Origin of the sequence: Pseudoduganella sp. (genome assembly GCF_041914865.1) — a bacterium.
Lineage (GTDB): Bacteria > Pseudomonadota > Gammaproteobacteria > Burkholderiales > Burkholderiaceae_D > Rugamonas.
The window spans coordinates 139,217-163,844 of sequence record NZ_JAYSCO010000002.1 but is presented as its reverse complement, the minus strand read 5'-3'; the positions used below and the strand labels follow the sequence as shown (position 1 = coordinate 163,844).

Genomic DNA, 24,628 nt, shown 5'->3' with positions numbered 1-24,628 from the left:
TCCTCCACCTTATATCACTTGCAGACGATCTTGACGTTCAGGCGGTCGTCGTCACCCATCACGCCGCTGCCATCGACCAGCGTGCAGACCTGGTCCTTCGGCTGCGTGAGGATGGCCAGGCCGTACGCTTGGCCGACCGGAATCTTGCCCATGTTGAAGACCGTGGCCAAGGGGGTGATGGTGACCTGGTTGCCGAAGCTGCCATTGATCACGGTCAGGCCGGTACCGGTCAGGCCTTCCACCGTGCCGCCCAGGGTATAGCTGTTCTGGGTGCAGTTGATGACCACGTTGATGCTGGTGGTATGGCCGGCCGAGCCCTGGCCGGTGCTGCCCGCCGGACTGCACGTCATGTGCTGCGGGTTTTCCTTCACCGTCACGTTGTACATGGTGCCGTAGGAAATGCTGTTGGGGAAGCTGAAGGTGGTGGCGCCGGACGCGACCTTGAGCGGATCGCCGCCATTGTTTTGCAGCACCAGGCCTTCATTGGCCAGGCCGTAAATGGTGCCGCTGATCGTGAAGCTGGCCTTGCCACCACAGCCGGCCACGGCAAGCGCCAGCAGGGCGGCGCCAAAAAGTTTTGCTTTCATCGGGAATCCTAATTTATTGGCAGGTAACGATCACAGTGTCGACGTCTAAGTTCAGCGGAATGGTGCCAGTGCCGTTGGTGACGCTGCAGCTCTGGCCGGCCGGCTGCGACAGCACGGTCACGCCATACGGGGCGCCGTTGCCAATCTTGGTGGGGAAGGTCCAGTTCACGTCGGCGCCCGGATTGGTCTTGTTGGCCAGGACGCCCACCGTCAGCGCGCCATTGGCCAGCACCAGGCCGTCACCTTTCAGGTTGATCGCTTTGCCGCCCAGCACTTGTGGCACGGCGGTGCAGGTGACCACGGTTTGCTGGTAAGAGTAGTAGTTGATCTTGCCGGTATTGTTGGCAATCTTGCAATCCACGCCGTCCGGCGCCTTCTTGATCGAGACGTTGAAGGGCGCATCCGGCGGCAGCAGGGTCTTGAAGCTGGCGATGCCGGTGCCGGTCACGACCAGCTCGTCGCCGCCATTGTTCAGCAGCACCAGGCCGGTGCGGTCCAGGCCCAGTACCTGGACATCCAGGCGCATGCTGCCGTTGCCGCTGCCGCCACAGGCGGCCAGGCCGGCGGCGCACAGCAGGGCTGCGGCGGCAGGCAGATACTTACTCTTCATTCCACGTTCTCCAGTCGGTTTCGCGCGTCGGCGCCGTTCAAATCGGCGCCTATTTTAGTGCATTTGCCCCGTCTTTAGCCGATCCGGCCCGCATTTCCCTTGTAACAGGGTGCAACCGGGCTTGGTACAATGGCCGCCATGAAGCCCAAAGCCATCCTGTTTGACCTGGACGATACCCTGTGGCCGATCGCGCCCGTCATTGCCGAGGCGGAAGTGACCCTGCACGCCTGGCTCGCCGCGCATGCGCCCAAAGTGGCGGCGGCCTGGTCGATCGAGGCCCTGCGCGCGCACCGCGCCGAACTGGCGGCGGCCCAGCCCGAACTGCTGATCGACCTGGGCAAGCTGCGCCGCGCCAGCCTGCAGGCGGCCTTCGCCGCGGCGGGCGAGGCGGCCGGCCACGTCGACGGCGCCATGGCGCACTTTTTCGCCGCGCGCAATGCCGTCACGCCGTACGACGACGTGCTGCCGGGCCTGCTCAAGCTGCGCCAGCATGTGCAGCTGGGCACCATCAGCAATGGCAATGCCGACCTTGAAGTTATCGGCCTGGCCCACCATTTTGAGGTATCGCTGGCGGCCGCCCATTTCGGCGCCGCCAAGCCGGACCCCGGCATTTTCCGCGCCGCCTGCCAGGCGCTGGGCGTGGCGCCGCACGACGCGGTCTACGTCGGCGACGACCTGGCGCTGGATGTGGCGGGGGCGCAGGGCGCCGGCCTGCGCGCGGTGTGGATGAACCGGCACGGCGCGGCCCTGCCGCCGGGCGCGCCGCAGCCGGACGCGATTTGCGCCACGCTCGACGAACTGCTTGCGTGGCTGGAACAACAGTTGGCAGAATAGACGTATGCATCTCGATACCCGTGCCCAAACCCTGCTCAAAGCCCTGGTCGAGCGCTATATCGCCGACGGCCAGCCGGTCGGCTCGCGCGCGCTGTCCAAGCTGTCCGGCCTGGAGCTGTCGCCGGCCACCATCCGCAACGTGATGGCGGACCTGGAGGAGCAGGGCTATGTCGCCAGCCCGCACACCTCGGCCGGCCGCATCCCGACCCCGCGCGGCTACCGCATCTTCGTCGACACCCTGCTCACGGTGCAGCATATCGACGAAAGCGCGGTGCAGGCCGGCCTGCGCGCCGCCTCGCCGCAGCCGCAGAAGCTGATCGCCAACGCGGCCCAGATGCTGTCCTCGCTGACCCAGTTCGCCGGCGTGGTGCTGGCGCCGCGCCACGAGTCGGTGTTCCAGCAAATCGAATTCCTGCGCCTGGGCGAAAAGCGCGTGCTGCTGGTGATCGTCGCGCCCTCGGGCGATGTGCAGAACCGCATCCTGCTGACCGACGTCGATTACACGCCGGCCCAGCTGCAGCAGTCGGCCAATTTCATCAACCAGCACTACTCCGGCCTGTCGTTCGACGACGTGCGCGGCCGCCTGCAAGGCGAGCTGCGCCAGCTGCGCGACGACATGGGGCGCCTGATGCAGGCGGCGGTGGAGGCCGGCAGCGAGGCGATGGCCGAATCGGCCGAAGACATGGTGATTGCCGGCGAGCGCAACCTGCTGTCGGTGAGCGACCTGTCCTCGAACATGTCCTCGCTGCGCGCCATGTTCGACCTGTTCGAGCAGAAAACCGGCTTGATGCAGCTGCTCGACGTCTCCTCCAAGGCCTCCGGCGTGCAGATTTTCATCGGCGGCGAATCGCAGCTGGTGCCGATGGATGAAATGAGCGTGGTGACCGCGCCCTACGAGGCAAACGGCAAGATCGTCGGCACCCTGGGCGTGATCGGCCCGACCCGCATGGCATACGAGCGCGTAATCCCGATCGTGGACATTACCTCGCGCCTGCTGTCGAATGCCCTGAGCAACCAGTAACAAAAAAATGGAAAAAAATGGGGACGTACCCCATTTAATTGGCAACTTTTTCCCTGCGGGGAAAAGTTGCCAATTAAATGGGGTACGTCCCCATTTTTTTTCCCCATTTTTTAATGCTTATGCGGGCACTGGTCTTTGATGCAGCTGCCGTAAATCGCCAGCGCGTGCTCGGCGATCTTGAAGCCGCGCTCGGCGGCGATGCGCTGCTGGCGCTTTTCAATCTCTTCGTCGACGAATTCTTCCACGCGGCCGCAGTCGAGGCACACCAGGTGGTCGTGGTGCGACCCTTCGTTCAGCTCGAAAATCGCCTTGCCGCTCTCGAAATGGTTGCGGTTGAGCAGGCCGGCCTGCTCGAACTGGGTCAGCACGCGGTACACGGTGGCCAGGCCGACATCCATATTCTCCGCCAGCAGCAGCTTGTACACGTCTTCCGCCGTCAAATGGCGCACGGGGCTGCTCTGGAAAATATCGAGGATCTTCAGGCGTGGCAGGGTCGCCTTGAGGCCGGAAGCCTTCAGGTCGGTAGGGCTGTTACTCATGTTTGCTAACGTCAGTTGCGGGAAGTGCTTTATGATATAGCGTTTTAGGCACTTCTGCTCACGGAATTGAGGTTTCATACCATGCGTCTCACCCCGCTGTCTTTGTTGCAACGTAGCACGCCGCTGCTGGCGGCGGCCTTGCTGGCCGCCTGCGCCAGCGCGCCGGCCCCGGTGGCCCCGGTCGAGGCGGCCAAGGGCGCCCAGACCACCACCATCACCCAGGTGCAGAAATTCCTGTGGTTCTTCTCGCCCTACCGCCCCGACATCCAGCAGGGCAACTTCGTGTCGCAGGAAATGCTGGCCCAGCTCAAAACCGGCATGGGCAAGGACCAGGTGAAATTCCTGCTCGGCACCCCGCTGATGGCCGACCCCTTCCACGCCCAGCGCTGGGACTACCCGTTCCGCCTGGCCAAGGGCAACGGCGAGCTGACCACCAGCACGGTGGTGGTGTATTTCGATAAGGACGACAAGGTCGAGCGCTTCGAAGGCGGCAACCTGCCGACCGAGCAGGAATACATCGCGCGCATCGCCGGCCCGATCAAGGCATTCAAGAAGGCCGAGGCGGCCAAGGACAACGCGGCGCCGGGCAAGGCGCCGCTGCCGGGTGGCCAGGAATCGGGCCAGAAGCAATAAAGGATAGAGCATGACGCAATTGAATATCGCCATCGCCGGCGCCAGCGGCCGCATGGGCCATATGCTGATCGAGGCGGTGCAGGCGGCGCCCGACGCGCGCCTGGCCGGCGCCCTGGACCGCGCCGGCTCGCCGGCCCTGGGCCAGGATGCGGCCGCCTTCACCGGCCAGCCGGCCGGCGTGGCCGTGACGGCCGACCTGGCCACCGGCCTGGCCGGCGCCGACGTGCTGATCGACTTCACCCGCCCGGAAGGCACGCTGGAGCACCTGGCTTACTGCGCCGAGCATGGCGTGAAGCTGGTGATCGGCACCACCGGGTTCGACGAGGCCGGCAAGGCAGCCATCGCCAAGGCGGCCGAGAAGACCGCCATCGTGTTCGCGCCGAACATGAGCGTGGGCGTGAACGTGACCCTGAAGCTGCTGGAGTTCGCGGCCAAGCAGTTCGACATCGGCTACGACATCGAGATCATCGAGGCGCACCACCGCCACAAGGTCGATGCGCCGTCCGGCACCGCGCTGAAAATGGGCGAGGTGATCGCCGACGCGCTGGGGCGCGACCTGAAGAAGGTCGGCGTGTTCGCGCGCGAAGGCGTGACCGGCCCGCGCGAGCCGTCGCAGATCGGCTTTGCCACCGTGCGCGGCGGCGACATCATCGGCGACCATACCGTGATGTTCGCCACCGAGGGCGAGCGCATCGAGATCAGCCACAAGTCGTCTTCGCGCCAGCACTACGCCAACGGCTCGCTGCGCGCGGCGCAGTTCCTGGCCGATAAGAAGACCGGCCTGTACGACATGTACGACGTGCTGGGCCTGAACGGCTGATGGAGCACTTCACCTTCGCCAGCTACTGGGAACGCGGCGACGCGATCAGCCACGGCGTGGCTTACCTGCTGCTGGCGATGTCGCTGGCGTCCTGGTTCTTCATCCTGTGGAAGGGCTGGGCCGCCTGGCGCATCCGGCGCGCGGCGCCGGCGGTGCAGGCGTTCTGGGATGCGCCGAGCGTGGCCGATGGCGTGGCCCTGATGGCGGCGCGCGACCAGGAAGGGATTTTCGCGGCCGTGGCGCACGCGGCGGCCGGCCAGCTGGCGCGCGCCAAGACCGGCAGCATCGCCGCCGAGATGGGGCGTAGCGAGCAGGCCACGCGCGTACTGCGCGACGCCATTCATGCCTCGACCACGCGGCTGGAAACCGGCCTGACGCTGCTGGCGTCGATCGCCTCCACCGCGCCCTTTGTCGGGCTGCTGGGCACCGTGTGGGGCATTTACCATGCGCTGGCGGCGGTGTCGTCGTCCGGCACGGTGCAGATCGACAAGGTGGCCGGCCCGGTGGGCGAGGCGCTGATCATGACCGGCGTCGGCCTGGTGGTGGCGATTCCGGCGGTGCTGGCGTATAACGGTTTTAACCGCGTCAACCGCATCACGCTGTCCGAGCTCGATGCGTTCGCGCACGACCTGCACGCTTACCTGAGCAAGGGGTGAGGCCATGGCCTTCGGCGCCTTCAACCACCACCGGCAGCGCGAATCCATGGCGGACATCAATGTCACGCCGATGGTGGATGTGATGCTGGTGCTGCTGGTGATCTTTATCATCAGCGCGCCGATGTTTACCAATGCGGTGCAGCTGGAACTGCCGAAGGCGCAGGCCAAGGCCGTGCCGCAGGAAGGCGAGGCGGTGTCGATTGCGATCGATGCGGCCGGGACGATTTACTGGAATAACGAAGCCTTGCCGCCGGGAGGGCTGGAACAGCGCCTGGCGCAGGCGGCGGGACTGTCGCCGCAGCCGGAGCTGCAGCTGCGGGCGCACAAGGATACCCGCTATGAAGTGGTGGCACAGGTGATGGCGGCGGCGCAGTCGCACGGCCTGACCCGCCTGGGGTTTGTCACCGATCCGAAGGAAAAGAAATAATGGCTACTGCCACCCTGAACGGCGCCGTGATCGGCGATGAGGCTGCATTCCATGCGGCGTGCCAGGCGGAACTCGGGTTCCCGTCCGGCTATAGCGCGACCATCGATGCCTGGGTCGATTGCCTGTCCTACCTGCGCGATGATGACAATATGACGCGCTTCAAGCTGAAGCCGAATGAGGTGCTGGAGATTGTCATCACCGATGCGAAGAAGATGCCGGCTGACTTGCTGGAGGAGGTTTCCTTCTGCGTCGGCGGGATCAATGAGCGCTATGAGGACTACGGCGAGAAGCCGGCGTTGAAGCTGACGTTGCGCTAAACCCGGTAAGGCGGGGTCTGACCCAAGGGTCAGACCCCTGGTGTGCCGAAGCCGTTGGCCGCTGCGCCGACAGGGTCTGACCCTTGGGTCAGACCCCGGCTTACCGGGGTTGCTCGCCCGGCGCCAGCGTCAGCACATCAAAGCCGGTTTCAGTCACCGCCACCATATGCTCCCACTGCGCCGACAGCGAGCGGTCGGCGGTAACGACCGTCCAGCCATCCGGCAGCGCGCGCGTCGGATGCTTGCCCGCGTTGATCATCGGCTCGATGGTGAACACCATGCCCGGCTCCAGCACCATGCCAGTCCCCGGTTTCCCATAGTGCAGCACCTGCGGATCCTCGTGGTACACCATGCCGATGCCATGCCCGCAGTAATCGCGCACCACGCTGTAGCCGGCCGCCTCGGCCAGCTTCTGGATCGCATGCCCCACATCGCCCAGGCGCGCGCCCGGTTTCACGGCGCGGATGCCGGCCCACATGGCGTCATAGGTCACCTCGCACAGCTTCTGCGCCGCCTTGGACGGGGTGCCGACGTAGTACATGCGGCTGGTGTCGCCAAACCATTCGTCCTTGATCACGGCCACGTCGATGTTGATGATGTCGCCGTCCTTCAGCACTTTCTTCGGGGTCGGGATGCCGTGGCACACCACCTCGTTGACCGAGGTGCAGACGGTGCCGGTAAAGCCGCCATAGCCGACATTGGCCGGGATCACCTTCAGCGTGTTGACGATGTAGTCGTTGCACAGCTTGTCCAGCTGGGCGGTGCTGACGCCCGGCTTGACGTGCGGGGCGATGAAGGTGAGGACGTCGGCCGCCAGCTGGCCGGCCACGCGCGCGCTTTCGACCTGGTCGGGCGTCTTGATCAGGATGGCTTTGTTGTTACGCTTGCGCATGGCATGACTTTCTGAGGGCGGAAGGGGCGCATGTTATCACAGGCGCCCCCGCGCCGCCTGGCCACGGCCGCGCGTTCTTACTCGACCTTGGCCTTGTCGAAGTGGGGATTCTGGATCAGGCCGAGGATGTTGCCGAACGGGTCGGCCAGGTCGACCACGCGGATGCCTTCGCCCACGTCTTCAATCTTGGAGTGAGCGCTTGCTCCCAGAGCGACGATGCGCTCGACTTCCTTTTCAATGTCGTCCACGCCCCAGTACACCTGGGTGCCGGTCAGGCCGGGCTTGCTGTCTGGCAGCAGGCCAAGCTCAAAGCCGCCGATCTCAAAACCCACGTAGAACGGCTGGTCGAAGTAGGGTTCTTTCTGGAATACCTTGCTGTACCACTCCTTGCCAGCCTGCAGGTCGGGGGTGGGGTAGATGGCGGTGCGCAAACCTTTGATCATGCTGTTCTCCTCTATGGTGGTAGCGATGCCCGCATCTTGCCACGCCCGCCGCCGCTGCGATTGGAAAAATGGAAACTCAGTCGAGCAGCAGGTCTTCGGCGCGCCGGTAGGCATGGCGCCGCTCGGGGCAGTCGTGCCGCAACTGTGGGGCCAGCAGGACGCTTTGCGGCAGCGGGCGTGCCGCCGGTGGCAACGCCGTCTGCGGCGCTCGTGGCGGCGCGGCGGGCGCGGCGGGCGGCTCCTGGCGCGGCCGGAAGTGCGGCAGGCTGGCCAGGCGTTCCTGCTCTTGCAGGGCGCGGCGCAGCCGTTGCGCTTGCGTCCATGTGCGTTCGCCCGGCATCTGGATGTAGATCGCGCTCCAGGCATTATGGACGGTGCCGATTGCGTGCTGGGCAAACTGGTTGGGAGACATGCACATGGCGTTGTAGACCAGGTCGTCTCCCACAATGGCGGCGTAGCGGGTGGTGGCGTGGCTGGCAATCCGGAGCCGCGTGCCGTCGGGCAGGAAGAGCGCTTTCCAGAAGTAGCCGCGCTGGCCGGCCGGTTTGGCAAGTTCGAGCTGGTGCGCGAGCCAGTCGTGGATGGCCTGGTCGGCCAGCTCGCACAGCTCGCCTTCTTTGCAATGGTCGCGCTGGAAGTCCATCAGGGCGCGCAGGGTGCGCGGTGCGATGGCGATGCATACATTGGGTGTCACGATTGCCTCCCTCGGGAGAAAGTGGGATTTTTGGTCAAAATTGGCCTGACCAGTACGGGATTTTTGACGATTTTCGGCCCTCCAAATGGGATTTTTGTACTTAGACAAGCAAAATCCCATTTGTTCCCGATTTTTCGATAAAAATCCCGTACTGGTCAGGCCAATTTCAGCCAAAAATCCCACTTTCTCCCGACACTGCGTCGAGGCTCACCCCCTCCCTATATAGGCGTCGGGCGAGGTGCCGGTGAAGTCGTGGAAGTCGCGGATCAGGTGGGACTGGTCGAAGTAGCCGCTGTCGAGGGCGAGACCGGCCCAGTCGCGGCCGTGGGGGCCGGGTGTGGCGGCCAGGGCCGCGGCGCGGGCGCTGCGGAAGCGGCAGATGCGGGCGAACAGTTTGGGCGACAGGCCGACATGGTCGCGGAACTGGGCCGCCAGGTATTGGCGCGACACGCCCAGCGCCGCGGCCAGCTCCTCGACGCGTAGGGCGCCGCCGCAGGCTTCCAGCCGGGCCACAGCGTGCAGGGCCAGCGCCAGGCCGGGCGCCGCTGCGGACGAGGCGAGGGACAGGGCGACAGGCGAGGCGACGGGCGAAGCGACAGGCGAGGTGACGGGCGAAGCGACAGGCGAGGCGACGGGCGAAGCGACAGGCGAGGTGACGGGCGAAGCGACAGGCGAGGCGGCGGAAGATGCTGCGGCCACGCGGCTGGCGAGGGCGGTGGCGGCGCGCGCGCCGGGTGGAGCAAGGGCCAGGCGGGCGTAAAGGGCATCCGCCAGCATCGCCAGGCGCTCCGCATCGCTGCGCGCCACCGACCACAGCGCATCGGCCAGGCGGTCGGCCGCCGAGCGCCCCCACAGCAGGTCCAGGTCAGCGCGGCTATCGACCAGCCCCGCCAGCGGCAAGGGGCCCAGGAACAGGCTGGCCGCGCCCGCCCGGAAGCGCACGGCCACGGTACGCAGGCGACGCGCCGCCGGCACATCGAACCAAGTGCTCATCATGCCCACAAAGAAAGCCGCCCCATTGTCCTGCCACAGGATATCGGTGCGGTTATCCGGCAGCACGCGGTGCGAGACCGGCGCGCTGGACGGCCCGGCGTCGGTCTCCGACAGCCACAGGCAATCGACCAGCCCGGCCAGCCCCGGCGGGGGCGGGAATTCCTGATATCTCATATTGACTTCATTCTGACGCGCCGCACCAATGCATTGTTATAATGAAGGGTTCATATCCACCAATTTTAGTGCGCTCCATCATGCAAGAAAAATATAGTCCAGCAGACGTCGAAAAAGCCGCCCAATCGCACTGGAAGGCGATCGACGCCTACAAAGCGGTCGAAAACGACCCACGTTTCCCAAAAGGCAAGTATTACGCTTGCTCCATGCTGCCTTACCCATCGGGCAAGCTGCACATGGGCCACGTGCGCAACTATACGATCAATGACGTGATGTACCGCTACCTGCGCATGAACGGCTACAACGTGCTGATGCCGATGGGCTGGGACGCCTTCGGCATGCCGGCCGAAAACGCGGCCATGGCCAACAACGTGCCGCCGGCAAAGTGGACCTACTCCAACATCGACCACATGAAAGAGCAGATGGAGTCGATGGGCCTGGCGATTGACTGGTCGCGCGAAATGGCGGCCTGCAAGCCGGAGTACTACAAGTGGAACCAGTGGATGTTCCTGAAGATGCTGGAGAAGGGCATCATCTACCAGAAGACCGGCACCGTGAACTGGGACCCGATCGACCAGACCGTGCTGGCCAACGAGCAGGTGGTCGATGGCCGCGGCTGGCGTTCCGGCGCGCTGATCGAAAAGCGCGAAATCCCGATGTACTACATCCGCATCACCGACTACGCCGAAGAGCTGCTGGACTACGTCGACAACAAGCTGCCGGGCTGGCCTGAGCGCGTGCGCATCATGCAGTCGAACTGGATCGGCAAGAGCACCGGCGTGCGCTTCGCCTTCCCGCACCAGATCAAGGGCAACGACGGCCAGCTGATCAACGACGGCAAGCTGTACGTGTTCACCACCCGTCCCGACACCGTGATGGGCGTGACCTTCTGCGCGGTGGCCGCCGAGCACCCGCTGGCCGCCCACGCCGCGCAGGACAAGCCGGAACTGCAAGCCTTCATCGCCGAATGCAAGATGGGCTCCGTGATTGAAGCCGACATGGCGACCATGGAGAAGAAGGGCATGCCGACCGGCCTGTTCGTGACTCACCCGCTGACCGGCGAACAAGTCGAAGTCTGGATCGGCAACTACGTCCTGATGACCTACGGCGACGGCGCCGTGATGGGCGTGCCGGCGCACGACGAGCGCGACTTCGCCTTCGCGAAAAAATACAATCTGCCGATCAAGCAGGTGATCGCCGCCGAAGGCCAGGCTTACAGCGACGAAGCCTGGCAGGAATGGTACGGCGACAAGGCCGTATCCGTGGTGACCAACTCCGGCAAGTACGACGGCCTGCGCTACAACGAAGCGCTGGAAGCCATCGCCGCCGACCTGGCCGCCAAGGGCCTGGGCGAGAAGAAGACCACCTTCCGCCTGCGCGACTGGGGAATTTCGCGCCAGCGCTACTGGGGCACCCCGATCCCGATGATCCACTGCGAGTCCTGCGGCGCCGTGCCAGTGCCGGAGAAGGACCTGCCGGTCGTGCTGCCGGAAGACTGCGTGCCGGACGGCACCGGCAACCCGCTGAACAAGCATGAAGCGTTCTTGAAGTGCGACTGCCCGAAATGCGGCAAGCCGGCGCGCCGCGAGACCGACACCATGGACACCTTCGTCGACTCGTGCTGGTACTACATGCGCTATACCTCGCCGGGCAGCGATGCGGCCATGGTCGACGCGCGCAACGACTACTGGATGCCGATGGACCAGTACATCGGCGGCATCGAGCACGCCGTGCTGCACCTGCTGTACGCGCGCTTCTGGACCAAAGTCATGCGCGACTTCGGCCTGGTCAAGTTCGACGAGCCGTTCGTCAACCTGCTGACCCAGGGCATGGTGCTGAACGAAACCTACTACCGCGAAGACGCGGCCGGCAAGAAGACCTGGTTCAACCCGGCCGACGTGGAACTGACCACCGACGACCGCGGCCGCCCAGTATCGGCCGTGCTGCGTGCCGACGGCCAGCCGGTGCACATCGGCGGCACCGAGAAGATGTCCAAGTCGAAGAACAACGGCATCGACCCGCAGGCGCAGATCGAGCAGTACGGCGCCGACACCGCGCGCCTGTTCACCATGTTCGCCTCGCCGCCCGAGCAGACCCTGGAATGGTCCGGCTCCGGCGTGGAAGGCGCCAACCGCTTCCTGAAGCGCGTGTGGAACTTCGGCTTCGCCCAGCGCGAGGCGATCCGCACCGCCGGCTCGCCGCTGCTGGCCGCCGCCGCCACCGACGAGGGCAAGACCCTGCGCCGCGAACTGCACAAGGTGCTGCAGCAGGCCGACTACGACATCAAGCGCATCCAGTACAACACCGTGGTGTCGGCCTGCATGAAGATGCTGAACACCCTGGAGTCGGCCAAGGCCGTGGAGCCGGCGGTGCTGGCCGAAGGCTACGCCATCTTCCTGCGCCTGCTGAACCCGGTGGCGCCGCACATCACCCATGTACTGTGGCAGGAGATGGGCTTCGCGGGCGACATCCTGGATGCGGCCTGGCCGCAGGTCGACCCGGCCGCGCTGGAGCAGTCCGAGATCGAGCTGATGATCCAGGTAAACGGCAAGCTGCGCGGCTCGGTGAAGGTGCCGAAGGCGGCCGACAAGGCGGCCATCGAAGCCGCCGCGCTGGCCGAGGAAAGCGTGCAGAAGTTCCTGGAAGGCGCGCCGAAGAAGGTCATCGTGGTGCCGGGCAAGCTGGTTAACATCGTGGTGTAAGGCACACATGGCGACGACCCTGAAAACCCTGCGCAACATCGTGCTGGCCAGCGCGCTGGCCGCCGCCGCCACCGGCTGCGGCTTCCACCTGCGCGGCTCGAGCGGCAATTACACGCTGCCGTTCAACGCCCTGTATGTGAGCTTGCCGGAGTCGTCGCCGCTGGCGATCGACCTGAAGCGCAATATCCGCGCCAACGGCCACACCAGCGTCGCCGCCTCGGCGCGCGAGGCGGACGGCGTGATCGAAGTGATCACCGATCCGGAAAAGACGCGCAGCAAGTCCATCCTGTCGTTGAACAGCAATGGCCGCGTGCGCGAATACCTGCTGACCTATAACATCGTGTTCCGCGTCACCGACAAGGGCGGCAACGAACTGCTGGCGCCGACCCAGATCACGCTGGGCCGCCCGATCGAGTTCAAGGAAGACCAGCTGCTGGCGAAGGAGCAGGAGGAAGCCCTGCTGTACAAGGACATGCAGACCGACTTGGTGCAGCAGATGATGCGCCGCATGGCCGCCATCAAGCCGGGCGCGCCGGCCCCGGCGCCAACGCCGTCCGGCGTGCTGCCGGGCGTGCTGGGCACCCCGGACGCCACCGGCAGCGGCACGCCGGCCGCGCCGGTGGTCCGCTAAGGCCGGCCGCCATGCAGCTGCGCGCCGACGCCCTGGACGCCCACGTCGCCAAGACGCTGGCGCCGCTGTACGTCATCACCAGCGACGAGCATCTGCTGGCGCTGGAGGCGGCCGACAAGATCCGCCGCGCGGCCCGCGCGCAAGGCTATTCCGAGCGCGACGTGCTGACGGTGGAACGCAATTTCAAATGGGGCGAGCTGCTGGCCGCCAACCAGGCCATGAGCCTGTTCGGCGACAAGAAGCTGATCGAGCTGCGCATCCCGTCCGGCAAGCCGGGCAAGGATGGCGGCGCGGCGCTGCAGGCCTACGCGAAAGACCTGTCCCCAGACAACCTCACGCTGATCACCCTGCCCAAGCTGGACTGGCAGACGCAGAAGGCGGCGTGGGTGGCGGCCTTGCAGCAGGCCGCCGTGTATATCGACATCCCGAACATCGAGCGCAACGCGCTGCCGGGATGGATCGCGCACCGCCTTGCCGCACAAGGGCAAAGCGCCGACCGCGCCAGCCTGGACTTCATCGCCGACCGCGTTGAAGGCAACCTGCTGGCGGCGCACCAGGAAATCCAGAAACTCGGCTTGCTGCACGAGCCGGGCAAGCTGGCCCACGAGCAGGTGCAGGACGCCGTGCTCAATGTCGCACGCTACGACGTGTTCAAGCTGTCCGAAGCCATGCTGTCCGGCGACACCGCGCGCCTGATCCGCATGCTGGAGGGCTTGAAAGGCGAGGGCGAAGCGCTGCCGCTGGTCTTGTGGGCCGTCTCCGAAGAAATCCGCACGCTGCTAAAATTAAAGGCAGGCATGGCGCAGGGCCGGCCGCTGCCGGCGCTGCTCAAGGAGTACCGCATCTGGGGCCCGCGCGAACGGCTGATGGAGCCGGCGCTGCGCCGCATCTCGCTGCCGACGCTGGAAGCGGCGCTGCAGCAGGCCGCCCAGGTCGACCGCATGGTGAAAGGCTTGCGCGCCAAGGCGTTCGCCGGCGACCAGTGGGATGCCATGCTGCAGCTGGCGCTGAAGGTCGCAAAAGGTTAAGACTATGGACATCAAGCAGTACATGCAGGACATCGGCCAGCGCGCCCGCGCCGCCTCGCGCGGCATGGCGCGCGCCGACAGCGCCACGCGCAACCGCGCGCTGGCGCTGATCGCCGAGGCCATCGAGCGCGAAGCCCCGGCGCTGCGCGCAGCCAACGAGCAGGACCTGGCCGCCGCGCGCGCCGCCGGCCTGGCGCCGGCCATGCTGGACCGTCTGGCGCTCTCCGACAAGGCCATCGCCACCATGGTGGAAGGCCTGCGCCAGATCATTTCGCTGCCGGACCCGGTGGGCGAAATCTCGAACGTGAAGATCCGCCCGTCCGGCATCCAGGTCGGCCAGATGCGCGTGCCGCTGGGCGTGATCGGCATCATCTACGAGGCGCGCCCCAACGTCACCGTCGACGCGGCCGGCCTGTGCATCAAGAGCGGCAACGCCACCATCCTGCGCGGCGGCTCGGAAGCGATCCATTGCAACCGCGCGCTGGCCAGGCTGGTGGCCGAGGGCCTGCAAGGCGCCGGCCTGCCGGCCGATGGCGTGCAGGTGGTCGATACCACCGACCGCGCCGCGGTGGGCGCGCTGATCACCATGCCGCAGTACGTGGACGTGATCGTGCCGCGCGGCGGCAAGGGCCTGATCGCGCGCCTGATGGAAGAAGCCACGGTGCCGATGATCAAGCACCTGGACGGCATCTGCCACGTGTATATCGACGCCAAGGCCGATATCGGCAAGGCGCTCGACATCGGCTTCAACGCCAAGTGCCACCGCTACGGCACCTGCAACACCATGGAAACGCTGCTGGTGGCGCGCAGCATCGCGGCCGAGGTGCTGCCGCAGCTGGCGGCGCGCTACGCCACCGAGCAGGTCGAGCTGCGCGCCGACGCCGAGGCGCACGCCATCCTGGCCGGCGCCGGTTACCCGCACCTGGCGCATGCGACCGAAGAGGACTGGGCCACCGAATACCTGGCGCCGATCCTGGCCGTGCGCGTGGTGGACGGCCTGGACGCGGCCATCGAGCATTGCAACACCTGGTCGTCCAAGCATACCGAGGCGATCGTGACCGAGGACTACTCGGCGGCGATGCGCTTCCTGCGCGAGGTCGATTCGTCGTCGGTGATGATCAACGCATCGACCCGCTTTGCGGACGGCTTCGAGTACGGGCTGGGCGCCGAGATCGGCATCTCGAACGACAAGCTGCACGCGCGCGGCCCGGTCGGGCTGGAAGGCCTGACTTCCCTCAAATACGTGGTGTTCGGCCACGGCGAGATTAGAAAGTGATTCATGCTCTGGATTAAAGCGCTGCATATCGTCTTCATCGTGTCGTGGATGGCCGGCCTGTTCTACCTGCCGCGCATCTTCGTCAACCTGGCGATGGAAACGCCGGGGCCGACCACGGAGCGCCTGCTGACGATGGCGCGCAAGCTGTACCGCTTCACCACGATGCTGGCGCTGCCGGCGGTGGTGTTCGGGATCTGGCTGGTGGCGTTGCAGTACGGCGCGAAGATGCCGGGCTGGCTGCATGCCAAGCTGGGCGTGGTGTTCCTGCTCATGGGATACCACCATGCCTGCGGCTCGCTGCTGAAGAAATTTGAACGCGGCGTGAATAAGCGCGGTCATGTGTTTTACCGGTGGTTCAATGAAGTGCCGGTGCTGATGTTGCTGGCGATTGTGATTCTGGTGGTCGTCAAGCCTTTCTAAACCCGGTAAACCTGGGTCTGACCCAAGGGTCAGACCCATGACACGCGGCGGCTGCAGGCCCAGGGTCAGACCCTTGGGACTAGGCGTCCCCGTCTGACCCCGCCTTACCGGGTTTTGTTTTTAACGGATAAAGGGTTCCCCAAATGCCATCTTATTTTTGCCCCTGCCCGCGCGGCCTGGAAGCCGCCCTCGCAGAAGAACTGACTGAAATCGCGGCCATGAGCCCGACCCTGAAGGTGCACAACCAGGTCCCCGGCGGCGTGCACGCCTCCGGCGACCTGTACGACGCCTACCGCATCAACCTGCACTCGCGCATCGCCTCGCGCGTGCTGATGCGCATGGGCGTGTGCCACTACCAGAACGAAAACGACATCTACGACCTGGTGCTGGCCCAGCCCTGGGAAGAATGGTTCGGCATCCACCACACGATCCGGGTCGACGTCACCGCCATCAAGTCGCCGCTCAAATCGCTCGAATTCACCACCCTGAAGATCAAGGACGCCGTGTGCGACCGCTTCCGCGACATGTACGGCAAGCGCCCCTCGGTCAACACGCGCGACCCCGACATGCGCATCTTCGGCTTCCTCGACCAGCGCCAGTTCATGGTCTACCTCGACACCTCCGGCGAAGCGCTGTTCAAGCGCGGCTGGCGTGAAGAGACCGGCGACGCGCCGCTGCGCGAAAACCTGGCGGCCGGCCTGCTGCGCGTGTCCGGCTGGAAGCCGGGCGTGCCGCTGTTCGACCCGATGTGCGGCTCCGGCACCATCCTGTGCGAAGCGGCGCAGATGGTGCAAGGCATCCCGCCCGGCGCGCGCCGCCGCTTCGCGTTCGAGAAGTTCCACGACTTCGACCCCGAGCCGTGGCAGAAGATGAAGACCGACTTCAAGCCGAACCCGCTGCCGGCCGAGCCGACCATTTTCGGCTCCGACATTTCGGGCGACATGGTGGCCATGGCGCGCCACAACCTGCGCAGCGCCGGCATCCTGTTCGAGGTGCCGCTCAAGCAGATCGAAGCGCAGCAGGTGCAGGCGCCGACCAGGGAGCCGGGCATCCTGCTGACCAACCCGCCGTACGGCGAGCGGATCGGCGTGCGCGGCGACGCCAGCCTGGAGGAGGACGAGCTGGCGCGCAGTTTCTACAGCGCGTTCTCGACCACCCTGAAGCAGCGCTTCAGCGGCTGGACCGCCTACCTGTTCACGGCCGACCTGGGCCTGCCCAAGCTGCTGCGCCTGAAGGAGTCGCGCAAGACGCCGTTCTTCAATGGCGCGCTGGAGTGCCGCCTGTTCCGCTTCGACATGGTGGCGGGCTTCAACCGCAAGCCGCCGGCGGCTGAGTAAATTCGGGGTCAGGTCTGACAATCGGACATTTGGCGCGTATAGTGCTCCTTTGGCCGTGCCGCCGCTGGCCGCCAAATGACCGATTGACAGACCTGACCCCTTCCGATGCATACGCCGCCGACTATTCCGCCAGATCCTCCTGCCGCCATCCCCGAGCCGGAGGCGCGGCGGCGCAAGCCTTTGGGGCCGGGGGCGCTGGCGGCGGTGCTGGCCAGCCTTTCCATGCTCGGGCCGTTTTCGATCGATGCTTATCTTCCGGCTTTCCCGAATATCCAGGCGTCGCTGCACGCTACCCCGATTGAAGTCCAGCAGTCGCTGACGGCGTATATGCTGGCTTTCGCCGCCATGGTGCTGTGGCATGGGGCGCTGTCGGACGCCTTCGGGCGGCGCAGCGTGATCCTGGTGTCGCTGGTGGCGTTCCTGGTCGGGACGATTGGTTGCGCCTCGGCGCATACCGTCCATTACCTGTGGTTCTTCCGCGTGCTGCAGGGCGTGTCGGCCGGGGCCGGGGTGGTGGTGGGGCGCGCCATCATCCGCGACCTGTATTCCGACGCGGCGGCGGCGCGCCTGCTGTCGATGGTGACGATGATCTTCTCGATCGCGCCGGCCATCGCGCCGGTGCTGGGCGGCTTTATCGTCAAGTATTCGGACTGGCGCACGATTTTCCTGGCGCTGGCCGGCTATACCGTGCTGCTGTTCATCGTCTGCTACCGGCGCCTGCCGGACACGCTGCCGCGCGACAAGCGGCAGCCGTTCAACCCGCGCTACCTGTGGCGCAATTACAGCCAGATCCTGTCCTCGCCGCTGTTCCACCTGAAGACCGGCGTGGTGGCCTTCAACTTCGCCGGCCTGTTCCTGTACATCACCGCCGCGCCGGTGGCGCTGCCGACCCAGCTGCACCTGGGGCCGGACCAATTCGCCTGGCTGTTCGTGCCGGCGGTGGGCGGCATCTTCCTCGGCGCGCTGGCGGCCAACCGCATCGCCGGCAAGATCAGCTTCATGCGCCAGATCGGCTACGGCTTCTGCTTCCTGCTGACGGCGGCGCTGGCCAATGTGCTGCTGCATGCGCTGCTGCCGCCGTCGCTGCCGTGGAGCGTGCTGCCGCTGTTCTTCTACACCTTCGGCATGTCGGTGGCGGCGCCCGGCGCCACCTTGCTGGCGCTCGACCTGTTCCCGCACATCCGCGGCACGGTGGCCTCGGTGCAGTCGTTCGCCACCACCTTGCTGGGCGCGCTGGTGGCCGGGGTGCTGGCGCCGCTGGCTTCGCATTCGCTGCTGTGGCTGGCCTGCGGCCAGCTGGCCTTGGCCCTGACCGCGCTGGGGCTATGGTTGACGGCGCGCGTCTTGCGGCGCAAGATAAGTGCCTAAATGAAAATCTTGTTGGCAAATAGTAAATTTCTGTCAATAGTGTAGTTGTTTCTACACAAATGCAACATATTGCCGCCAGAAATTTGTATTGCTAATAAGTTATAGTATATTTATGCCAATTTGCTCCGTGGATTGCAAGCGAGAACAGAGCGGATAAATACCCGCAATTCGAGGATTTGGACCACCCTGAAATGCAACACCCCGAACAAGACATCCGCAATCGCTTGCTGATCGCGCGGCTCCCGGCCATGCCGCAGATCCTGATCAAGCTGATTGAGCTCCTGCAAGCCGACGATGCCGGCATGCCGGAGCTGGCGGCATTGATCGCCAAGGATGCGGGCATGACCAGCAAGATCATGGCGGTGGCCAACAGCTCGGCCTACCAGCGGCACAGCCGCTCGGTGGGCCTGGAGCAGGCCCTGGTGTCGCTCGGCACCGATATGATCAAGACGCTGGTGATTTCCGAGTCGGTGTTCCAGACCTTTAACAACTTCCCGCACAGCGGCAGCACCGATTTGCGCGCCTTCTGGAAAGGCTCGCTGACCACCGCCGTCATCGCGCGCGATATCGCGCGCGTGCTCGACTACCCGCAGGTGGAAGAGGCCTACCTGGCCGGCCTGCTGCACAACGTGGGCCGCCTGGCCTTGCTGGCCACCGCGCCCAAGGAATACGCCTACAACTTCACCGCGCGCGACGACGAGGACCTGTGCGCGGTGGAGCAGCGCACGCTGGAAATCACCCACGCCGAAGCCGGCGCCTGGCTGATCGAGCGCTGGAACCTGGATTCCTTCCTGGCCGATTCGGTGCTGTACCACCACGAGCCGGTGCCGCGCCTGGAAGCGGCGCATCCGCTGATCCGCATCGTGCGCCTGGCGCACCAGCTGTGCTACCACGCCGCCACGCCGGATGCGGCGGCCGAGGCGGCGGCGCTGTGCGGCATCGAAGAGGACAAGCTGGACGCCTTCGTCAAATCGGCCGCGCGCCAGGTGACCCGCGCCGCCGAGCACCTGGGCATCGACCTCGCCGGCGCCGACGACATCCCGACGCCGCCGGCCATCGCCCCGCAGCCAGTCGATCCGGTGCAGGCGCGCCTGCAGGAAGAAGTGCGCAATATGGTGCTGGTGCAGGAGATGGGGCAGAGCTTCGCGCGCCAGGCGGGCGAGGCCGGCATGCTGGACGCGATGACGCGTTCGGCGCGCATCCTGTTCGACCTGGAGACCACGGTCATCCTGCTGGAGAGCCCGACCGGCCACGCGCTGCAAGGCGCCGGCACGGGCGAGGCGCAGCAGCGCCTGGCCGAATTCGCCGTGCCGCTGAATAAACCCGGCCTGCTGGCCGATGCCGCCAATGGCCGCACGCTGGCCTTCGCCACGCGCGGCAGCGGCCTGGCCGCGCTGGGCATCGTCGAACAGCAGCTGTTCCGCATCGTCGGCAGCGAAGCGCTGGTGTGCCTGCCTTTGGTGGCCGGCCAGCGCTGCCTGGGCATGATCGTGGGCGGCGTGCCGGCCTGGCAGCTGCCGCTGCTGCAGAAGAAGGAGCGCTTCCTGCAGGCCTTCGGCAACCAGGCCGCCAATGCGCTGGAAACCGCGCTGTCCGAGCGCGGCCACGCGCGGCGCCAGGTGGCGCACGTGGCGGAGGAATATCGCGAAGCCTCGCGGCGCGTGGTGCACGAAGTGAACAACCCGCTCTCCATCATCAAGAACTACCTGTCGGTGCTGGACGCCAAGCTGGCGCGCCGTGAGCCTGTTGTCTCCGAGATGTCGATCCTGAACGAGGAGATCGACCGCGTCGGCCAGCTGATCAACGGCCTGGCCGACCTGCAGCCGTCGGACGCCGGCAGCGTGACGAACGTGGCGCGCGTGGTGGAAGATGTGCTGCGCCTGTTCCGCGCCACCGACTTCCTGCCGGCCTCGGTGCAGGTGCTCACGCGCATGCAGGACGGCCCGCAGGAGATCGACGGCGATGCCGACCTGCTCAAGCAGATCCTGGTCAACCTGGTCAAGAATGCCATCGAGGCGCAGCCGCAGGGCGGGCGCATCGAGATTGCCAATCGCGGGCTGGTCAACCGCGAGCGCCGGCTGTATGTCGAGCTGGTGGTGAGCGACGCCGGCCCCGGCCTGTCGCAGGAAGTGCTGGCCAACCTGTTTAGTGCCGTGAAGAGCAGCAAGGAAGGCAAGCACCACGGGCTCGGACTGTCCATCGTCCACAGCCTGGTCAAGAAACTGAACGGCATGATCAGCTGCCGCAGTGGCGCCAACGGCACCTCGTTTGAACTCCTGCTGCCGGCCCGCGGCAGCACCAGCCAGCTCGCCACGGTGCAGGCGCGCGGCGTGGTGGACTCCGTATAAGGCCCCATGAACCCGATCATCCCGACGCCCCAGACCCCGGCACCGGAATTCCAGCCCCGCCTCCTGCTGGTCGACGACGAACCGCGCCTGCTGACCTCCCTGTACGAGCTGCTGCGCGTGCAGGACCATTACCAGCTGGTGACCGCCACCAACGGCGCCGAAGCGCTGGCCGCGCTGAGCCGCCAGCATTTCGACCTGCTGCTGCTGGACCTGCGCCTGCCCGACATGAGCGGCCACGACATCATGGATTTCGTCAATTCGCGCGAGATCGACTGCGACGTGATCGTGATGAGCGGCGAAGCCGGCATCGAAGCCGCCATCGGCGCCTTGAAGCGCGGCGCCTACGACTACCTGCGTAAGCCGTACAACCCGCCCGAGCTGCTGAAGACCGTGGAGAACGCGCTGCAGAAGCGCCGCCTGGCGGTGGAGAACACGCGCATCGCGCAGCGCCTGGAAAACTCGGAAAAGATGTACCGCTACCTGGTGGACAGCTCGCCCGACATCATCTACACCCTGAACCACGAAGGCTGCTTCACCTTCATCAACGACCGCGCCTACCAGATCCTGGGCTACACGCGCGAAGAGCTGATCGGGCGCCACTATTCGGTGCTGGTGCACGAGGAGGACCAGGAGCGCGCGCGCTATGTGTTCAACGAGCGCCGCGTCGACGAGCGCGCTTCGCGCAATGTGGAGCTGCGCCTGAAGTGCAACAACAGCGCCGCCGGCGACCGCACCTTCAACAACACCTTGATGACGATCTCGCTCAACGCGATCGGCATGCACGTGCCGGGCGAGGAAGTGGCCAAGCACGAATTCTTCGGCACCTACGGCGTGGCGCGCGACATCACCGACCGCAAGCGCGCCGAGGAGATGATCTCGTACCAGGCCTACCACGACATCCTGACCGACCTGCCGAACCGCATCCTGTTCAAGGACCGCCTGGGCCTGGCCGTGATCCAGGCCAAGCGCAAGCTGGCCGAGCTGGCGGTGATGTTCATCGACCTGGACCGCTTCAAGCTGGTCAACGACACGCTGGGCCACGTGAAGGGCGACGAGCTGCTGCAGCAGGCCGCGCGGCGCCTGAAGGACTGCCTGCGCAAGGGCGACACGCTGGCGCGCCACAGCGGCGACGAATTCACCATCGTGCTGCCCGAGCTGCGCGACCGCGCCGACGCCAAGGCCATCGCCGACAAGTTCCAGGAAGTGCTGCAGGCGCCGTTCGACCTGGATGGGCACGTGGTGCACATCTCGGCCTCGATCGGCATCGCGGTGTATCCGACCGACGGCGACACGATCGAGGAGCTGCTGCGCCACGCCGACATCGCCATGTACCAGGTCAAGGCGCAGGGCAAGAACGGCCACAGCTTCTACCACGCCTCGATGCAGGACATGTCGCACCAGAAGATCGCGCTCGAGCAGTCGCTGCGCAAGGCGCTGGAAAACAACGAGCTGGAAATGTACTACCAGCCGCAGGTCGACCAGGCCAGCGGCCGCATCATCGGCGCCGAAGGCTTGATGCGCTGGAACCACCCGACGCGCGGTCTGCTGTCGGCCGGCGAGTTCCTGCCCTTCGCGGAAGAAAACGGCCTGATGCTGCCGATCTCGGACTGGATGATCGGCGCCCTGTGCCGCGACCTGCTGCTGTGGAACGCGGCCGGCGCCGACAATATCCGCCTGTCGCTGAACCTGTCGCCGCAATACCTGGACCGCGGCGACTTCTTCGAGAAGATGCGCAACGCGCTGCTGCGCTACCAGATTTCGCCCTCGCAGATCGAAGTCGAGATCACCGAGAACATCTGCATCCGCAACCCGCAGTACGCGATCGAACAGCTGAACAAGCTGTGCCAGCTGGGCGTGTCGGTGGCGATCGACGACTTCGGCACCGGCTACTCCTCGCTGTCCTACCTGCACCGCTTCCCGATCCACACCATCAAGATCGACCAGAGCTTCGTCAAGGAGATCCACGACGAGCATGGCCACTACCCGGTGATCCTGGCCATCATCTCGATCGCGCGCGGGCTCGGCCTGCACCTGGTGGCGGAAGGCGTGGAAACCGAAGTGCAGGCGCGCTACCTGGCCGCCAACGGCTGCGCCACCATGCAGGGCTACCTGTTCTACCGCCCGATCGCGCTGACCAGCTTCATGGAAGTGCTGGCGGCGCAGCAGCAGGTCGAGGCGCCGGCCCTGGCCGTCGTGCCGCGCCTGGCGATCCAGGCGTAAGGGCGGCATGCAGCGCTTCACGCCCACCGCAGCGCAAGACGCCGGCGCGCCGGCGCCGGACGGCGGCTACACCGCCGAATTCCTGCGCGTGCGCCAGCTGGCCGAGCGCGGCGTCGCCAACGCCCAGCACAGCCTGGGCTTCATGTATTTCAACGGCCAGGGCGTGCCGCAAAGCTACGAGCTGGCCGCCGCCTGGTACCGTCAGGCCGCCAACGCCGGCCTGGAACACGCGCAGTACAACCTGGGCGTGATGTTCCAGAAAGGGCAGGGCGTCGACGTCGATTTCGCCGAAGCGGCGCACTGGTACCAGCTGGCGGCCGAGCAGGGCTACGCCGCCGCCCAGTACAACCTGGGCTGGCTGTACGCCAAAGGCCAGGGCGTGGCGCAGGACACCGAGCAGGCGCGCCACTGGTTCGCCAAGGCCGCCGAACAGGGCGACCCCGGCGCGCAGAACAACCTGGGCATGATGTACGACACCGGCAAAGGCGTGCCGCAGGATTTCGCGCAAGCGATCATGTGGTACCGCAAGGCCGCCGAGCAAGGCTATGCGCGCGCCCAGTTCAACCTCGGCCTGCGCTACGACAACGGCCAGGGCGTGGCGCAGGACGCCAAGCAGGCATTGGGCTGGTTCCGCAAGGCCGCCGACCAGGGCTATGCCGCCGCCCAGTTCAACCTGGCGCTGCGCTACGACAAAGGGCAGGACGTGGCGGCCGACCCGGCCAAGGCGATCCACTGGTACACGCTGGCCGCCGAGCAGGACCACGTCAGCTCGCAGTTCAACCTCGGCCTGATCTACGACAACGGCCACGGCGTGCCGCGCGACGAACAGAAGGCGCTGCAATGGTACCGCCGCGCCGCCGAACTGGGACACGCCGGCGCGCAGAACAACCTGGGCCAGCGCTACGACCACGGCCAGGGCGTGGCGCAGGACTACCGCGCAGCGGCGCACTGGTACCACAAGGCCGCCGAACAAGGCTTCCCGGCCGCGCAATACCACCTGGCGCTCCTGTTCGAACAAGGGCACGGCGTGCCGCGCGACCAGCAGGAAGCCATCTTCTGGTACCGCAAAGCGGCCGACCAGGGCCACCTGCGCGCCCAGTTCGACCTTGGCCTGCGCTACGAGCACGGGCAAGGCGTGCCGCAGGACGCGCGCAAGGCGCTGGCCTGGTTCCGCCGCGCCGCCGAGCAAGGCTATGTCGCCGCCCAGTTCATGCTGGGCCAGGTCCACGACCGCGACGACGGCCCCGCGCCCGACCTGGCGCAAGCGAACGCCTGGTACCGCAAGGCCGCCGAGCAGGGCCACACGCAAGCGTGCTTCACGCTCGGCCTGCGCTACGACAACGGCCAGGGCCTGCCGCGCGACTTCAAGCAAGCGCTGTCCTGGTACCTGGCCGCCGCGCGCCAGGGCCACGCCCGCGCGCAAATGAATGCCGGCCTGATGTTCCTGTCCGGCCAGGGCGTGGAAGCCGACGCCGCGCAAGCCTGGCGCTGGCTCGCGCTGGCCGAGCGCAGCGGCCTGGCGCAAGCGGCGCGCCACCTGCACAGCGCCGCCGCCCGCCTCGACCCCCAGCAACTGGCCGCCCTGCGCTCCGCCCCGGAACTCTTACCTGCTTGAAATTCGGGGTCAGGTCTGACAATCGGACAATCTATGCGCGAAG

Annotated in this window: 24 protein-coding genes; 17 read left to right on the top strand and 7 right to left on the bottom strand. The window is 66.0% G+C overall.

Annotated features, from left to right (window positions below):
* Positions 1–14 precede the first annotated feature (14 nt).
* Positions 15–587: a hypothetical protein gene (locus ACE3TQ_RS01745; RefSeq protein ID WP_374580190.1), complete on the bottom strand. Its 573-nt coding sequence runs from the start codon at positions 585–587 to the stop codon at positions 15–17.
* Between the two features lie 13 nt (positions 588–600).
* Positions 601–1,197: a hypothetical protein gene (locus tag ACE3TQ_RS01740; protein ID WP_374580189.1), complete on the bottom strand. Its 597-nt coding sequence runs from the start codon at positions 1,195–1,197 to the stop codon at positions 601–603.
* 129 nt (positions 1,198–1,326) lie between these two features.
* Here ACE3TQ_RS01740 and ACE3TQ_RS01735 point away from each other — a divergent pair, with 129 nt between their 5' ends.
* Positions 1,327–2,031 (top strand): HAD family hydrolase, encoded by a 705-nt coding sequence (locus tag ACE3TQ_RS01735; RefSeq protein WP_374580188.1) that lies wholly within the window; start codon positions 1,327–1,329, stop codon positions 2,029–2,031.
* Positions 2,032–2,035: 4 nt separating this feature from the next.
* Positions 2,036–3,052, top strand: coding sequence for a heat-inducible transcriptional repressor HrcA (gene hrcA / locus ACE3TQ_RS01730; RefSeq protein WP_374580187.1), 1,017 nt, complete (start codon positions 2,036–2,038; stop codon positions 3,050–3,052).
* 110 nt (positions 3,053–3,162) lie between these two features.
* Here hrcA and fur read toward each other — a convergent pair whose 3' ends face one another.
* Positions 3,163–3,591, bottom strand: coding sequence for a ferric iron uptake transcriptional regulator (gene fur / locus ACE3TQ_RS01725; protein WP_374580186.1), 429 nt, complete (start codon positions 3,589–3,591; stop codon positions 3,163–3,165).
* Between the two features lie 81 nt (positions 3,592–3,672).
* Here fur and ACE3TQ_RS01720 point away from each other — a divergent pair, with 81 nt between their 5' ends.
* From ACE3TQ_RS01720 to ACE3TQ_RS01700, 5 genes are read left to right on the top strand one after another with little or no spacing between them, the layout of a single operon-like run.
* Positions 3,673–4,224, top strand: coding sequence for an outer membrane protein assembly factor BamE (locus ACE3TQ_RS01720; protein WP_374580185.1), 552 nt, complete (start codon positions 3,673–3,675; stop codon positions 4,222–4,224).
* Between the two features lie 10 nt (positions 4,225–4,234).
* Positions 4,235–5,044: a 4-hydroxy-tetrahydrodipicolinate reductase gene (dapB, locus tag ACE3TQ_RS01715; RefSeq protein ID WP_374580184.1), complete on the top strand. Its 810-nt coding sequence runs from the start codon at positions 4,235–4,237 to the stop codon at positions 5,042–5,044.
* Positions 5,044–5,700 (top strand): MotA/TolQ/ExbB proton channel family protein, encoded by a 657-nt coding sequence (locus ACE3TQ_RS01710; RefSeq protein WP_374580183.1) that lies wholly within the window; start codon positions 5,044–5,046, stop codon positions 5,698–5,700. Before dapB ends, ACE3TQ_RS01710 begins: the two co-directional genes overlap by 1 nt.
* A 4-nt stretch (positions 5,701–5,704) precedes the next feature.
* Positions 5,705–6,127, top strand: coding sequence for an ExbD/TolR family protein (locus tag ACE3TQ_RS01705; protein ID WP_374580182.1), 423 nt, complete (start codon positions 5,705–5,707; stop codon positions 6,125–6,127).
* Entirely contained in the window at positions 6,127–6,444 is a 318-nt protein-coding gene (locus ACE3TQ_RS01700) for a barstar family protein (RefSeq protein WP_374580181.1), read from the top strand. The genes ACE3TQ_RS01705 and ACE3TQ_RS01700 overlap by 1 nt, the downstream gene beginning before the upstream one ends.
* A 100-nt stretch (positions 6,445–6,544) precedes the next feature.
* Here ACE3TQ_RS01700 and map read toward each other — a convergent pair whose 3' ends face one another.
* The 4 genes from map to ACE3TQ_RS01680 all read right to left on the bottom strand — a co-directional run bounded on the left by map (position 6,545) and on the right by ACE3TQ_RS01680 (position 9,640).
* Positions 6,545–7,336 (bottom strand): type I methionyl aminopeptidase, encoded by a 792-nt coding sequence (gene map, locus ACE3TQ_RS01695; RefSeq protein ID WP_374580180.1) that lies wholly within the window; start codon positions 7,334–7,336, stop codon positions 6,545–6,547.
* A 77-nt stretch (positions 7,337–7,413) separates the two neighbouring features.
* The gene (locus ACE3TQ_RS01690) at positions 7,414–7,779 is read right to left on the bottom strand and encodes a VOC family protein (protein ID WP_374580179.1); all 366 of its coding nucleotides are present in this window, start codon (positions 7,777–7,779) and stop codon (positions 7,414–7,416) included.
* A 76-nt stretch (positions 7,780–7,855) separates the two neighbouring features.
* Positions 7,856–8,473: a hypothetical protein gene (locus tag ACE3TQ_RS01685; RefSeq protein WP_374580178.1), complete on the bottom strand. Its 618-nt coding sequence runs from the start codon at positions 8,471–8,473 to the stop codon at positions 7,856–7,858.
* 207 nt (positions 8,474–8,680) lie between these two features.
* Positions 8,681–9,640 (bottom strand): DUF6597 domain-containing transcriptional factor, encoded by a 960-nt coding sequence (locus tag ACE3TQ_RS01680; RefSeq protein WP_374580177.1) that lies wholly within the window; start codon positions 9,638–9,640, stop codon positions 8,681–8,683.
* Between the two features lie 80 nt (positions 9,641–9,720).
* On the opposite strand from ACE3TQ_RS01680, the gene leuS reads away from it, so the two are divergent.
* The 10 genes from leuS (at position 9,721) to ACE3TQ_RS01630 (ending at position 24,585) form a co-directional block, all read left to right on the top strand.
* Positions 9,721–12,342 carry a leucine--tRNA ligase gene (gene leuS, locus ACE3TQ_RS01675; RefSeq protein ID WP_374580176.1) on the top strand — a complete coding sequence of 874 codons (2,622 nt, stop codon included), beginning with the start codon at positions 9,721–9,723 and terminating at the stop codon, positions 12,340–12,342.
* A gap of 7 nt (positions 12,343–12,349) precedes the next feature.
* Positions 12,350–12,973 carry an LPS assembly lipoprotein LptE gene (gene lptE / locus ACE3TQ_RS01670; protein WP_374580175.1) on the top strand — a complete coding sequence of 208 codons (624 nt, stop codon included), beginning with the start codon at positions 12,350–12,352 and terminating at the stop codon, positions 12,971–12,973.
* Positions 12,974–12,984: 11 nt separating this feature from the next.
* On the top strand, positions 12,985–14,001 hold the full coding sequence (gene holA / locus ACE3TQ_RS01665; RefSeq protein WP_374580174.1) for a DNA polymerase III subunit delta: 1,017 nt from the start codon (positions 12,985–12,987) through the stop codon (positions 13,999–14,001).
* A gap of 4 nt (positions 14,002–14,005) precedes the next feature.
* Complete coding sequence (locus tag ACE3TQ_RS01660; RefSeq protein ID WP_374580173.1) at positions 14,006–15,277, top strand: glutamate-5-semialdehyde dehydrogenase; 1,272 nt, start codon at positions 14,006–14,008, stop codon at positions 15,275–15,277.
* A 3-nt stretch (positions 15,278–15,280) separates the two neighbouring features.
* Positions 15,281–15,697: a CopD family protein gene (locus tag ACE3TQ_RS01655; protein ID WP_374580172.1), complete on the top strand. Its 417-nt coding sequence runs from the start codon at positions 15,281–15,283 to the stop codon at positions 15,695–15,697.
* A gap of 143 nt (positions 15,698–15,840) precedes the next feature.
* Entirely contained in the window at positions 15,841–17,034 is a 1,194-nt protein-coding gene (locus ACE3TQ_RS01650; protein ID WP_374580171.1) for a class I SAM-dependent RNA methyltransferase, read from the top strand.
* A 105-nt stretch (positions 17,035–17,139) separates the two neighbouring features.
* Positions 17,140–18,402, top strand: a complete 1,263-nt coding sequence (locus ACE3TQ_RS01645; protein WP_374580170.1) for a multidrug effflux MFS transporter — start codon at positions 17,140–17,142, stop codon at positions 18,400–18,402.
* Positions 18,403–18,593: 191 nt separating this feature from the next.
* Positions 18,594–20,750: an HDOD domain-containing protein gene (locus tag ACE3TQ_RS01640; protein ID WP_374580169.1), complete on the top strand. Its 2,157-nt coding sequence runs from the start codon at positions 18,594–18,596 to the stop codon at positions 20,748–20,750.
* Positions 20,751–20,756: 6 nt separating this feature from the next.
* The gene (locus ACE3TQ_RS01635) at positions 20,757–22,970 is read left to right on the top strand and encodes a putative bifunctional diguanylate cyclase/phosphodiesterase (RefSeq protein WP_374580168.1); all 2,214 of its coding nucleotides are present in this window, start codon (positions 20,757–20,759) and stop codon (positions 22,968–22,970) included.
* Between the two features lie 7 nt (positions 22,971–22,977).
* Positions 22,978–24,585, top strand: a complete 1,608-nt coding sequence (locus ACE3TQ_RS01630) for an SEL1-like repeat protein (protein WP_374580167.1) — start codon at positions 22,978–22,980, stop codon at positions 24,583–24,585.
* The last annotated feature ends 43 nt before the right edge of the window (positions 24,586–24,628 follow it).

What these genes read in the sequence shown, in the direction of transcription:
- ACE3TQ_RS01635 (WP_374580168.1), top strand. Translation starts at nt 20,757, where the DNA reads ATGAACCCGATCATCCCGACGCCCCAGACCCCGGCACCGGAATTCCAG.
- ACE3TQ_RS01720 (WP_374580185.1), top strand. Translation starts at nt 3,673, where the DNA reads ATGCGTCTCACCCCGCTGTCTTTGTTGCAACGTAGCACGCCGCTGCTG.
- ACE3TQ_RS01740 (WP_374580189.1), bottom strand. Translation starts at nt 1,197, where the DNA reads ATGAAGAGTAAGTATCTGCCTGCCGCCGCAGCCCTGCTGTGCGCCGCC.
- ACE3TQ_RS01680 (WP_374580177.1), bottom strand. Translation starts at nt 9,640, where the DNA reads ATGAGATATCAGGAATTCCCGCCCCCGCCGGGGCTGGCCGGGCTGGTC.
- ACE3TQ_RS01645 (WP_374580170.1), top strand. Translation starts at nt 17,140, where the DNA reads ATGCATACGCCGCCGACTATTCCGCCAGATCCTCCTGCCGCCATCCCC.
- holA (WP_374580174.1), top strand. Translation starts at nt 12,985, where the DNA reads ATGCAGCTGCGCGCCGACGCCCTGGACGCCCACGTCGCCAAGACGCTG.
- ACE3TQ_RS01700 (WP_374580181.1), top strand. Translation starts at nt 6,127, where the DNA reads ATGGCTACTGCCACCCTGAACGGCGCCGTGATCGGCGATGAGGCTGCA.
- map (WP_374580180.1), bottom strand. Translation starts at nt 7,336, where the DNA reads ATGCGCAAGCGTAACAACAAAGCCATCCTGATCAAGACGCCCGACCAG.
- fur (WP_374580186.1), bottom strand. Translation starts at nt 3,591, where the DNA reads ATGAGTAACAGCCCTACCGACCTGAAGGCTTCCGGCCTCAAGGCGACC.
- ACE3TQ_RS01655 (WP_374580172.1), top strand. Translation starts at nt 15,281, where the DNA reads ATGCTCTGGATTAAAGCGCTGCATATCGTCTTCATCGTGTCGTGGATG.
- ACE3TQ_RS01735 (WP_374580188.1), top strand. Translation starts at nt 1,327, where the DNA reads ATGGCCGCCATGAAGCCCAAAGCCATCCTGTTTGACCTGGACGATACC.
- hrcA (WP_374580187.1), top strand. Translation starts at nt 2,036, where the DNA reads ATGCATCTCGATACCCGTGCCCAAACCCTGCTCAAAGCCCTGGTCGAG.
- ACE3TQ_RS01640 (WP_374580169.1), top strand. Translation starts at nt 18,594, where the DNA reads ATGCAACACCCCGAACAAGACATCCGCAATCGCTTGCTGATCGCGCGG.
- ACE3TQ_RS01690 (WP_374580179.1), bottom strand. Translation starts at nt 7,779, where the DNA reads ATGATCAAAGGTTTGCGCACCGCCATCTACCCCACCCCCGACCTGCAG.
- dapB (WP_374580184.1), top strand. Translation starts at nt 4,235, where the DNA reads ATGACGCAATTGAATATCGCCATCGCCGGCGCCAGCGGCCGCATGGGC.
- lptE (WP_374580175.1), top strand. Translation starts at nt 12,350, where the DNA reads ATGGCGACGACCCTGAAAACCCTGCGCAACATCGTGCTGGCCAGCGCG.
- ACE3TQ_RS01705 (WP_374580182.1), top strand. Translation starts at nt 5,705, where the DNA reads ATGGCCTTCGGCGCCTTCAACCACCACCGGCAGCGCGAATCCATGGCG.
- ACE3TQ_RS01630 (WP_374580167.1), top strand. Translation starts at nt 22,978, where the DNA reads ATGCAGCGCTTCACGCCCACCGCAGCGCAAGACGCCGGCGCGCCGGCG.
- ACE3TQ_RS01745 (WP_374580190.1), bottom strand. Translation starts at nt 587, where the DNA reads ATGAAAGCAAAACTTTTTGGCGCCGCCCTGCTGGCGCTTGCCGTGGCC.
- leuS (WP_374580176.1), top strand. Translation starts at nt 9,721, where the DNA reads ATGCAAGAAAAATATAGTCCAGCAGACGTCGAAAAAGCCGCCCAATCG.
- ACE3TQ_RS01710 (WP_374580183.1), top strand. Translation starts at nt 5,044, where the DNA reads ATGGAGCACTTCACCTTCGCCAGCTACTGGGAACGCGGCGACGCGATC.
- ACE3TQ_RS01650 (WP_374580171.1), top strand. Translation starts at nt 15,841, where the DNA reads ATGCCATCTTATTTTTGCCCCTGCCCGCGCGGCCTGGAAGCCGCCCTC.
- ACE3TQ_RS01660 (WP_374580173.1), top strand. Translation starts at nt 14,006, where the DNA reads ATGGACATCAAGCAGTACATGCAGGACATCGGCCAGCGCGCCCGCGCC.